Raw genomic sequence first — 11,835 nt, 5'->3', positions numbered from 1 at the left:
AGCTCGCGATCGTCAGCTCTGGCTCTGTGTGGGTAGATAATTGGATTCGGACGATATTCGTGGGTAGCGTTGTTTGAGTAAGTGTGCATCTACTAGGGCAATCGCCTCATCTAACAGTAAGTTTGTTAGATCTAACTGACGACAGGCTGCTCTCAAGTTAGCAATATCTCTGGCTCTAGTTTCAGGATCGGGAATTTTAAACTCGTTATTCATGACTAATTCCAATTACGTTGAATATCTAGCAAACTAGCGATACTCACATTTAACGATGCTTGAGTTTGGGCGATCGATCGATACACTAGCTCTAGTATATCATCTGGAGCAGTTGGTTGAGATTGGTAAATTCTCATGAGCAAGTTGTGTAGCCGAGAACAAGATGATACCAACCTTTCTCGGATATTCTGGAGTTCTTCTAATTCGGGTAATGTTTCGGCTGTTTCACCGATTTGATGAATTAAGCTAAATTCCATTGCTGTGCAGGAGTCAAGGCACTCAAGCACTCAACTAGGCTGCGTTGCAGTGTGAAAATATTAGCAATGGCGGGATCGGGTAATTTTGCCACTGATGAATCGATCGAAAGAGAAACTTAATTCATTTAAGAGTAACATCTTGGCAGAGATTATTCTTTCATAGCTATTCTATTTAAAATGTTTAAATTTTGAATGCGTTTAACATAACGATCGAGCTAAAATCCTTGGTATTAAACATTGGTGCTCATGCGGCAGCCTAACACACCCTACATCAAGATCGCCTCAAAGATCTCAAATGGGTTATGTAAATTGGTAAATATTTCGAGTTCGACACTCCCGCGATCGGATATATGTCTATAATTCTTGTTTATTCACGGTAAATAAACATAGTGGCTACATTAGAACCGAATTCCCCGCTCCGCACGCCTTTATACGATCGCGCGATCGCACTCAACGCGAGAATGACTGCCTTCTCTGGCTGGGAAATGCCCGTCCAGTTTAGCGGGATTGTCCCCGAACATGAGGCTGTTCGCAATGGTGCGGGGATGTTCGATATTTCCCATATGGGTAAATTTACGCTACGGGGTAAAGATGCGATCGAGCAACTTCAGGGTTTAGTTCCGTCTGATTTGAGTCGGCTCCAACCTGGGCAAGCTCAGTATACGGTGTTATTAAATCCGCAAGCCGGAATTATTGATGACATCATTGTTTATCAAGAGGAAGCAGGAAATGTAGTTTTAATTGTCAATGCGGGGACGAAAGATAAGGATAAAGAGTGGTTATTGGCTCATTTAGATCTAAATCGGGTCGAGTTTGAGGATCTATCTGCAAAGCAAGCTTTAATCGCCGTTCAGGGGCCAGAAACAGTCCGCCATCTCCAGCCCTTAATCGATATCGATCTGACTCAGTTAACCAATTTCGGTCATTCCGTAGCTCTTATTTTTAAAAACCCCGCCTTTATCGCTCGGACTGGCTACACTGGCGAGGATGGATTTGAAATCATGGTCGCTCCCGAAATTGGAGTACAACTATGGGATGCGCTACTCGCATCTGGGGTGACTCCTTGCGGCTTGGGAGCGCGAGACACCCTCCGATTGGAAGCAGGGATGTGTTTGTACTCTCAAGAGATTAGCGATACAACTACGCCCTTAGAAGCTGGCTTAGGGTGGATCGTTCATCTCGATACGAAGGGTGATTTTATCGGGCGCGATGTCTTGGTGCGCCAAAAAGCAGCAGGAGTCAGCCGGAAATTAGTCGGGCTGAATATGCAGGGTAGATACATTGCGCGGCATGATTATCCGATCGCGATCGATGGTCGAGCAGCCGGAATTGTCACTAGTGGTACCATGTCGCCGACACTCGGTCAAGCGATCGCGCTTGCCTATGTTCCGACAGAATTTGCTAAAATCGGGCAGGTCGTAGATGTCGAAATCAGGGGCAAACTTCACCCCGCTACAGTAGTCAAAAAACCATTTTATCGATCGACTAATCGGGTGTAAACCGTTGACAGTTGACCAGAGGAGCGAACTGCAATTATCGATTGGCTCCAAGACAAGAATTACTCGATCGCGTTATGCTATCAGCATTTACCCCCGATGTGGATGTCCTGGTTGGCTCGACAATGCGATCGAGTATTACGCCCAAAACAAATCGCGATTTTTGAAGCCTGTGCGATCGGGTTAATCTCCGCTCTGGCTGCGGTTAGTCTCAAACAGTCGGTATTGTGGTTGGAAGGCTGGCGGGTTGGTTTGACGGAAATCTATCCGGCTTGGCTGGTACTCCCGATGATTGGGATTGTTAGCGGGGGTTTGAGTGGCTTACTGGTGGAAAGATGCGCTCCAGAAGCGACAGGCAGTGGTATACCTCAAGTCAAAGCTGCGCTGGGGTATGTCCCCATCGCCTTAGATCTGCGGGTGGCGGTGGTAAAATGGCTGAGTACCTTTCTCTCGCTTGGTTCTGGATTAGTTTTGGGGCGACAAGGCCCTACAGTGCAGATTGGTGCAGCCCTAGCCGCTCAATTGAGCTATTGGACGAATACTTCTCCCACCTATCAACGTCAATTAATTGCCGCAGGAGCGGCGGCGGGGCTAGCTGCGAGTTTTAATGCGCCGCTGGCGGGGGTAATGTTTGTCATTGAAGAACTCTTGCAAGATTTGCCCGATCTAACTTTGGGAACGGCAATCATCGCTGCCGTAGTGGGTGGGGTAGTTTCCTTGGGGCTGGGTGGGCGCGGGATGATTCCTGACTTGAGCAATATCCAGCTCCAGTTTGCTGTAGCTGAGATTCCGTTACTAATTGTTGTTGGTATTCTGGGTGGATTGGTGGGCGCGATTTGCAATCGCAGTTTGCTGGCAAGTTTGCAGTTCTATCACGATCGATTTCACGGTCGATCGTTAGCCGTCAAAATCGCTGGAGCTGGCGGTATGACTGGGATTATTACTGCTATATTACCAGATGCCTTACAAGGCAGTAGAGATTTAAAAGATTTTTTAGTGATTGGTGATATCCAATGGCAAACCGCAGCCTGGATTTTGGCGAGTCAATTTTTGATGTGCTTAGTCGCATTTGGTTCGACGGCTCCAGGGGGGTTATTATCACCGAGTTTAGTTTTGGGTGCCGCCTTGGGAAATTTAGTAGCTACAAGCATTCAAAGTGGCTATTACAGCGATCTACTGCCCTTTAATCCGATTCTGAGTTCGCCGACAGTGTACGCTTTAACGGGGATGAGTGCTGTATTCAGTGCCATTACCCGCCGCCCGATGATAGCAGTCGCGATCGTCTGGGAAATGAGTGCTAAGTTCAATCTAATATTACCCCTCATGATTGGCTCGGTGGTTGCCTATCTAGTCGCCGAACAGTTATTTCCCGACTCTATTTATCAACATTTACTCACCCGCAAGGGGATTAATATCGAACGTCCAAATTTAGCAGATCGACGCTGGGAAGGTTTAATCGCCGCTGACATCATGCAACGACGGGTGGAGACACTTGCTAGTCAAATGACGATCGATGATGCCATAGAAGCCTTTGCGCGTTCTCACCATCGCGGATTTCCGATTTTAGATCGGGGTATATTAGTCGGCATCCTCACTCAGAGCGATCTGGGTGTCCTCACTTCCCAGCTTTGGGATCGCAAGACCCCCTTGAGCAAAATTATGACGAGGCGGATAATTACGGTTACGCCCCAAGATCCGCTCACCTCTATCTTGCATCTATTAGATTGCCATCAAGTCAGTCGTTTACCAGTCATTGAGGGGCGTAAACTGGTGGGAATCATTACCCGTGCCGATATTATTCGCTGTGAAGCCGAGCGGGTAAGTAGTAACCACTTCCTCAAACCCCAGCCCAATCCCTCCTATATCGTCTATCAAACTCGATCGCCAGCTACGGGTAAGGGGCGGTTACTGGTACCCCTGACCAATCCCCACACTGCCGATAGCCTACTTCGACTGGCTGCGGCGATCGCCAAAGAACACGACTACGAGTTAGAATGCCTCTGTGCGATCGTCATCCCTCATGCCAGTTCCCCCACTGAAACCGCTGTAGACATTACATTTAGTCGTCAACTGTTAGAACGAGCCACCGCCCAAGGCAAAATCTGGGATATTCCGGTACATACTCAAATCCGCGTCGCTCACGATCCGGCTAGCACTATTCTAGAAACAATTAAAGAGCGACATATCGATCTACTCTGCATGGGGTGGCAGGGTAAAACCGCTACTCCAGGTCGGATTTTTGGGAATACCGTGGATACGGCAATTAGACAAGCTCCTTGTCCGGTAGTATTAATTAAATTGGGTAAAAATTTACAAAATATCAGCCAATTATCAGTAACAGAGCTTCTAACTCCGCAGAGTGCGGTAGAAGCTCTGTTACGCCTGACTAATCTCAATCGGTGGTTAGTGCCGATTTCTGGCGGCCCCAACATGCAGTATGCTCTAAAGTTATTGCCAGCTTTAGTTTCTTTCAGTCGCGATCCTGAGATTTACCTCTGTCAATTTTTCGACCCTCATCAGACTCAACCAGATCTGAATAACTTGAATACAACCGCTAATTTTGTGCGGGAGCATTTAGGTATCCCTACCACTATTTTGGCACTCTATTCTGATGCGGTCGCTGCTACGGCGATCGATCTTGCCGCCGAAAAACGATGTGATGTGATTATCTTGGGAGCGAGTCGGGAGGGTTTACTCCAACAGACGATCCAAGGTAATATTCCCGAAGCGATCGCGCAGGGTTCCGATTGCACGGTTATTGTAGTCAGAGAGGCAATTTCTGAATGAAATTAGTGGATGGTGACGCATATTTTAGCAATTGTAGTGGCTAGTGGATTTGAAGTGCAAAGTGAATAGCTGCTCGATCGAGACGCGGAACATGCTCATCTCTGGTGGAGACAACGATCTTAGTTTTTCTACAAGTGCTAGAGATCGAGATGCTTGGTAGTCGATCGCTAGAATACATTTTGGCGATCGATAGAAATGCTATAATCTGGCTCAAGAATAAGTATAAACACTTAATAAATCTAGCTCGATCGGCGGTTGGCATATCAACACCGATCGGGTGCTAGAAAATAGTTTTATTCCCAACCAAATAAACTACCCAAAAATCATGCTCGGCAAGTATTCGCATTTAGGAATTTTAGGTGGTGCGATCGTTTCATGTGCGATTGTGGTGCTAGTAGTCACCGCACAACTGGTTTCACCACAACAAGCCACCTCAAAATCACTATATGTCTCATATCCTCCAGCCGATTATCAGACTGCTGCCGATCGAATTTTTCTGATTGGTAGTGCGCCCAGTGTCGGCAAAGTATCTGTAAATAACAAGTTTGTGCCTCGCAGTCAACAGGGACATTTTGCACCTGTGTTCGATCTCAAAGTTGGCAAAAATACCTTCGAGGTTAATTATCAAGGACAGTCTAAAACTATTGTCGTTACTCGCTCCGCCGCTAAAACCGCTACCCCTAAAGACAATTTTGCACCAAATTCGCTAGAGCCTCAAGGAGACATCGCGCTGATGCCTGGAGAACTGGTATGTTTTGGGGCAAATGCACCAACTAAAGCTAAAGTTAATGTCAATGTAGCTGGACAAGATATCAAGCTCCAAGAACAAATTAATCAGATAGATTTACCTGATAATAAAGCCGCCTTAATCGATAAAAATCAACCCCAAGCGATGTATGGTGCCGGGCAATATTTGGGGTGTGCGATCGCTTCAGCCGCTGCGGATTTGGGCAATCCTACCTATAAACTAGAAGTGGGCAATCCCCCAATTACTGTCTCTCAAGCCGCACCTGGAAAAGTCCAGATCTTATCACCATCGAACTTAGACGTTGCCGAAGTAACTGTCGAAAGCGGTATTACTCGCACGGGTGCAGGTTCGGATTTTAGTCGGCTCACGCCGCTACCTAAGGGCACAAAGGCAACGATTACCGCTCGTCAGACAGGCAATAGTAATGGCACGCCAGCCAATTGGGTACGGCTTGATTATGGTGGCTGGATTCTCGCCAGTCAGGTGCAGGTAACTAGTGGTGTGACAGTACCTCCCACAACGATCGTTAAAAGTGTCATGAGTAAAGAGCGGGAAGGATCTACTGATGTAATTATTCCGCTCCAAGTACCAGTACCCATTACCCTAGAGCAAGGCACAAATACCCTCACCCTAACGTTGTACAATACCACCGCCCAGACAGACATTATCCGCTTCAATGATAACCCTACCGTTTCGCGGCTAGATTGGAAGCAGAGCAGCCCTGGAGTGGTGCAATATGTATTTAACCTCAAATCGAGACAACAGTGGGGTTATAAGCTCAGATACCAAGGTAGCAACCTAGTTTTGTCGCTCCGTCATCCCCCCAAACTCGATAAAAGTAACTTCAGCAAACCCCTAGCTGGCACCAAAATTTTACTAGATCCCGGACATGGCGGGAAAGATTCCGGTGCAGTCGGGCCAAATGGTTATACCGAAAAAGAGGCTAATCTCTACGCAGCCAAATTGCTAGCAAATGAGCTATCGATGCGCGGTGCGTTGGTATATCTATCACGGGAATCCGATAAATTTGTCGAACTGAGCGATCGCCAGACAATTATTGATAACCTAGAACCTACCCTCGCTCTATCGGTTCATCACAACTCGCTTCCTGACGGTGGCAATCCCGATACTAAAGGTTTTTCTACCTACTGGTACCACGCTCAAGCTCAGAGTTTGGCCATGTATCTCCACAATTATGTGGTCAAAGATACGGGTCGTAATGCTTATGGTGTATTTTGGGATAACCTCGCCCTCGCGCGTCCAGTATCGGCTCCCTCGGTGTTGCTAGAGTGGGGTTTCATGAGCAATCCGAGTGAGTTTGAGCAGATCTCCAATCCCCAAGAGCAGCAGAAGATGGCGAAATCGATCGCTGACGGGATTACTCAATGGTTGGTAGCGGCTGCAAATTAGCAACGCCAATGACAAAATCATCACATCAAACCCTTACAGCGAGGGAAACAGATCGCAAGATGGGTGTCATCAGTTATGATAGAGAGCAGTATTATATAAACTCACGGAGCTAATCGATCGATGGGAACATTAAAAATTGTTGTTAATATTATCGTGGCAGCATTTCTGCTAGTATTCATCTTTGGTTTCTTATCCAATGACCCTTCACGGAACCCCAACAGCCGCGATCTGTCTGAATAATATAGTCAGACATATAGCCAAACATCGGGAGTAACAGCGTGGAGAAAAAGTCATGTCAGTATGTAGGTCGGCGAACCTGGAAATTCGCTCGGTATTTATTACTATTGTCCTACTGCGCGATCGGCATTTCTCTACGTCCTGTCCTAGCCCAACCGCCAGTACCACCGAAGGCACCATTAACTTATACAGTCGTCCAAAATGGCAGCCAGCCGCCGACTACTAATATAGCGGCTCCATCTGGAACGATCGAGCTAAATGCCGAGCAACAAGAATTCGACCAAAGTACTCAAGTCATTACCGCTAACGGTAAAATAGTTGTCCGCTTCAATAAAGCACTACTTAGAGCCGATCGATTGCGCGTCAATCTCAAAACCAAACTAGCCACCGCCGAAGGTAATGTCTCACTGATACGCGGTAAACAAATCCTCTATGGGGCGCAGTTTGACTATAACTTTGAAGACGATCGTGGAAGTATTTTAGAAGCCAGGGGAGATATTTATCAACCCACATTGGTATCCGATCTCAATATAGTCCCGACGACGACTACACCTACCACCACCACCGCAGGCGAAAAAACTTTTACCGAGCCGCTATTGAGCGATCGATTACGCAACGACCAACCATTTACCGATATCAAAAATACTGGTAGTATCGGTGCTAGCACAGACAATCGAGATATTGACTATCAGCCAACGCTCAAACCTAGTGGTACGATTACCCGTTTGCGCTTCCAGGCTGAGAAAGTTGACTTTTTTAGCGATGAACGGGTAATCGCTGAAAAAATTAGAATTACCAACGACCCATTTTCGCCACCAGAACTGCAAGTCAAAGCCGATCGAGCGCAGTTCAAAACCCTGACTACTGAAGAGAATGAGCTAACGCTGAATAATCCACGGGTGTTGGTGGAAAATAACTTAGATTTGCCGTTCCCACGCGATCGATTTGTCTTCAATAAACTTGGCAAAGATGCCAATCCTTTTAATATCGGATTTGATGCGACCGATCGTGGTGGCGTCTATATTCAAAATAAATTCTACCCAGTTTTCGATCCGAGATTTCAACTGACGATTACCCCTCAATACTTTCTCCAACGTGCAGTTACTGGGTTGAAATTTTTCGATCCTTCAGTATTTGGAGTTACTACAACTCTAGCCGGAAATCTCGGTCAGGATACAAATATTCAAGCTTCCGCAGCACTATCAGGCTTCGATCTCAATAATTTTAATAATAATTTTCGGGGACAAGTTGATGTCAAACAAAATTTGAGTTTACTCGGTTATCCTCATCTACTAGTCGGACAGGCTGCCTATCGACAACAGGTTTTTAATAGTTCTTTGGGATACCTAGATGTCCAATCTAGCTTTGGTGCTATCTTAACTTCTAGTCGGATTCCGGTCGGCAATACAGGTGTTAATTTTGATTATCTCGTTGGCGCACAAGCTATCAGTGCTAATACCGATCGACTAAATTTGCTCGCTGCAAATACCCCTGTGGGATTGGTGACACTAAATCGCTATCAGACATTAGGAAATCTGAATAAAAGTTTCCGAATTTGGGAGGGGAAAGCGTTACCCGCAGATCTCAAGGAAACCTATAACTATAGTCCTACTCCTGTCGTTCCCTATCTCCAGGTCAATACCGGAATTAGGGGCGGATATAATAGTTATAGTAATGGTGAGAATCAAACATTTTTAGGTTACAACGTTGGACTCCAAGGACAATTTGGTAATTTCTCCAAATCGAGTTTTGACTATACGGGGTTTAATTTAAACTACTACCAACAATTTCCAGGCAGTAGCTCACCATTTCTATTCGATCGGTTCGTAGACAATCGTGTCCTATCAGCAGGAATCAACCAGCAAATTATCGGCCCACTTAAATTAGGCATCCAGTCATCTGTCAATCTCGATAGCGGACGACAACTTAGTACGGACTATTATTTAGAATATAGTCGTCGTACTTATAATTTTATTATTCGTTATAATCCAGTTCTAGGCTTAGGTTCGATCGGGTTCAGATTAAATGATTTTAATTGGGATGGAGTTACATCGAAATTTTAGCATCCTCATTACCTGACTAGAACCCTGGTGCGTTACACACCCAACCCAAAAATGAGCCGATTGTTTAGTTTGTCTTTATGAATCCTCGCCAACTAGCTTTATTTGCACTCAAAGATCTGGAGACTGGTAGCTTTACAGATATCGTAGTCGATCGATTATTAACTAAGTTTCAATTATCAGATGTCGATCGACATTTGTTTACAGAATTAGTCAATGGCATTGTCAGACGCAAACGATCGCTAGATGCGATTATCGATCGATTAGCCAAACAACCCGCTCATCGTCAACCACCCAATCTCAGACAATTACTACGACTGGGACTATATCAACTCAGATATCTCGATCGCATCCCTGATTCTGCTGCTGTCAATACCACTGTAGATTTAGCCAAAGCTAACGATCTGACTGGTTTAGCTGGAGTAGTAAATGGAATCTTGCGGCAATATATTCGGCTCGAAGATCGGGGGGAAGAGGTACTAAATCTACCTGAAGATCCGATCGGTCGTTTGGGCACTTTATACAGCTTTCCTGACTGGCTCGTCGCACAGTGGTTGGCAGAATTGGGTGCGATCGAGACCGAGCAATTATGTCAAGCTTTTAATCAAGTACCGAGTATCGATCTCCGTATCAATCTACTGACAATCGATAAAAGCATTTTACCAGATGCTCCGCTGACAGAAAGACTGCAACAACACCGCACCAAATTAATCGAACTGTTTCAAACTGTGGGAATTGAAGCTATTCCTATTCCCAATCTCCCGCAAGGATTGAGATTTGTCGGAAATGCTGGGGCGATTAGTCAATTACCTGGTTATCAAGAAGGATGGTGGACGATTCAAGATAGTAGTGCCCAACTTGTCACTCATTTACTCGATCCTCAGCCACATGAAATAGTCATTGATGCTTGTGCTGCCCCAGGCGGAAAGACTACCCATATCGCTGAATTGATGGGCAATACCGGACAAGTTTTAGCATTAGACAAAACAGCTTCACGGTTGAAGAAATTGCAGCAAAATCTCGATCGATTGCAATTGAATACAGTTAAAATTTTAACTGGAGATAGTTGTGGATTTAGTGAATTAACTGATACTGCCGATCGAGTATTGTTAGATGCACCATGTTCGGGATTGGGTACTCTCCACCGTCGGGCTGATGCCAGATGGCAAAAAACACCCGCCCAAATTCATGAGTTAGCCATCTTACAAGCAAAGTTACTCGCCAATACAGCTACTTGGGTAAAACCTGGAGGAGTATTAGTATATGCCACTTGTACGGTATGTTCGATCGAGAACGAGGATATTATCTTGCCGTTTTTAAAAACTCATCCCGACTGGCAAATCGAGCTACCACCTACTGATTCTCCACTCGCTAGTTTAGTCACTGGCGACGGTTGGATTAAAGTCTGGCTGCACCGTCAACAGATGGATGGCTTTTTTATGGTAAAACTGCGTCGATCGGCTGCTAGAGTTGAATAGTTCGGTTCAATCTTGCATACAGCACTTCCGGCTGTCAGGAGGTACACTTTTTTATCCTTAGCCTACTTGCTGAATAGCTTTCATGAACTAGGCTATACCTCATAGCTGCCGGAAGTGCTGTAAAGTCGATCGCGATCTTCGGTCATCGCTGTTCGGAAATTATAACCACTCCTGCATCCTCTAAATGACCTAATCCTATTAATCCTCAAATCCTAAAAATCCCGATCCTCATGGTGGGATGTGGGAGAATGCTAGAAATGCCAGCGTGGATTCTTCATGGACAAAGCTACAACCCCAATTCTCGCAGTCAGTCAGGATGAGAGCAATAATATCCTCTGGCGGGCTTGTGATACCTTTCGGGGGACGATCGATGCTAGTGAGTACAAGAACTATCTGCTGGTGATGTTGTTCGTTAAGTACGTAAGTGATTCATGGACGGAACATTACGCGCAATTGCAAGAGCAGTATGGCGACGATCGGGAGCGAATTCTGCGGCGGTTGGAGCGAGAGCGGTTTGTATTGCCGCCTGATTGTCGGTTTGATGATGTCTATACCAAGCGGAATGATACTAATCTCGGCGAGGTAATTAACAAGGCATTAGAGCAGATTGAGGAGGCTAATAAACAGAAGCTGGCGGGGGTGTTTCGGAATATTGATTTTAATAGTGAGGCGAATCTAGGGTAGACACGGGAGCGGAATACGCGATTGAAGATGCTGCTCGAAGATTTTGCCAATCCTAAACTAGATTTGCGCCCATCACGGATCGGCAATCTGGATATCATCGGCAACGCCTACGAATACCTGATTGCCAAATTCGCCGCCGGAGCGGGGAAGAAAGCGGGGGAATTTTACACGTCTGGGGAAGTGTCGAATTGATGGCGGAACTCGTCGCACCCCAGCCAGGAGAGCGGATTTGCGATCCTACTTGCGGTTCGGGTTCGCTGTCGATCGAATGGCTCTTGCCTACAATCTATAAGTGTTTGTGGTCGTGAAAAATGGATCGTCTATTTAGGGCTTGCTGAAGATCTCAGCAAGCCAATCACTGCAAGGGTTTTGAGCCTTTTTTCAGAAATTAAGTGCAAGGTTTTGACGTTGAAAGGCTCAGAACCGTTGCACTCGATCGCTTGAATCTGGCGATCGAGTGAGAAT

9 protein-coding genes and 1 pseudogene are annotated in these 11,835 nt (G+C 45.9%); 7 read left to right on the top strand and 3 right to left on the bottom strand.

Going from position 1 to position 11,835, the window contains the following annotated elements; all coding sequences use genetic code 11:
- Positions 1 to 12: 12 nt before the first annotated feature.
- A complete protein-coding gene (locus ACEW9J_RS20165; protein ID WP_373546879.1) occupies positions 13 to 213 on the bottom strand; it encodes a hypothetical protein in 201 nt (66 codons plus the stop codon).
- A gap of 2 nt (positions 214 to 215) precedes the next feature.
- Entirely contained in the window at positions 216 to 470 is a 255-nt protein-coding gene (locus ACEW9J_RS20160) for a hypothetical protein (protein WP_373546878.1), read from the bottom strand.
- A gap of 389 nt (positions 471 to 859) precedes the next feature.
- Here ACEW9J_RS20160 and gcvT point away from each other — a divergent pair, with 389 nt between their 5' ends.
- Positions 860 to 1,969 (top strand): glycine cleavage system aminomethyltransferase GcvT, encoded by a 1,110-nt coding sequence (gcvT, locus tag ACEW9J_RS20155; protein WP_373546877.1) that lies wholly within the window; start codon positions 860 to 862, stop codon positions 1,967 to 1,969.
- A gap of 102 nt (positions 1,970 to 2,071) precedes the next feature.
- A complete protein-coding gene (locus ACEW9J_RS20150) occupies positions 2,072 to 4,753 on the top strand; it encodes a chloride channel protein (RefSeq protein ID WP_373546876.1) in 2,682 nt (893 codons plus the stop codon).
- Between the two features lie 40 nt (positions 4,754 to 4,793).
- Here the strand turns inward: ACEW9J_RS20150 and ACEW9J_RS20145 are convergent, their stop codons facing one another.
- Complete coding sequence (locus tag ACEW9J_RS20145) at positions 4,794 to 5,015, bottom strand: hypothetical protein (RefSeq protein WP_373546875.1); 222 nt, start codon at positions 5,013 to 5,015, stop codon at positions 4,794 to 4,796.
- Between the two features lie 15 nt (positions 5,016 to 5,030).
- Here ACEW9J_RS20145 and ACEW9J_RS20140 point away from each other — a divergent pair, with 15 nt between their 5' ends.
- The 5 genes and pseudogenes from ACEW9J_RS20140 to ACEW9J_RS20120 all read left to right on the top strand — a co-directional run.
- Positions 5,031 to 6,911 (top strand): N-acetylmuramoyl-L-alanine amidase, encoded by a 1,881-nt coding sequence (locus ACEW9J_RS20140; protein ID WP_373546874.1) that lies wholly within the window; start codon positions 5,031 to 5,033, stop codon positions 6,909 to 6,911.
- 120 nt (positions 6,912 to 7,031) lie between these two features.
- Positions 7,032 to 7,151, top strand: a complete 120-nt coding sequence (gene psbI / locus ACEW9J_RS20135) for a photosystem II reaction center protein I (RefSeq protein ID WP_373546873.1) — start codon at positions 7,032 to 7,034, stop codon at positions 7,149 to 7,151.
- A gap of 38 nt (positions 7,152 to 7,189) precedes the next feature.
- The gene (locus ACEW9J_RS20130; RefSeq protein WP_373546872.1) at positions 7,190 to 9,211 is read left to right on the top strand and encodes a DUF3769 domain-containing protein; all 2,022 of its coding nucleotides are present in this window, start codon (positions 7,190 to 7,192) and stop codon (positions 9,209 to 9,211) included.
- 77 nt (positions 9,212 to 9,288) lie between these two features.
- Positions 9,289 to 10,686: a 16S rRNA (cytosine(967)-C(5))-methyltransferase gene (locus ACEW9J_RS20125; RefSeq protein ID WP_373546871.1), complete on the top strand. Its 1,398-nt coding sequence runs from the start codon at positions 9,289 to 9,291 to the stop codon at positions 10,684 to 10,686.
- A gap of 276 nt (positions 10,687 to 10,962) precedes the next feature.
- A pseudogene (locus ACEW9J_RS20120) lies at positions 10,963 to 11,639 on the top strand (type I restriction-modification system subunit M N-terminal domain-containing protein); the annotation flags it as partial.
- Positions 11,640 to 11,835: the final 196 nt, after the last annotated feature.

The organism is Chamaesiphon sp., from assembly GCF_041737865.1.
GTDB lineage: Bacteria > Cyanobacteriota > Cyanobacteriia > Cyanobacteriales > Chamaesiphonaceae > Chamaesiphon.
This window is presented reverse-complemented; position numbering and strand designations above follow the sequence as displayed.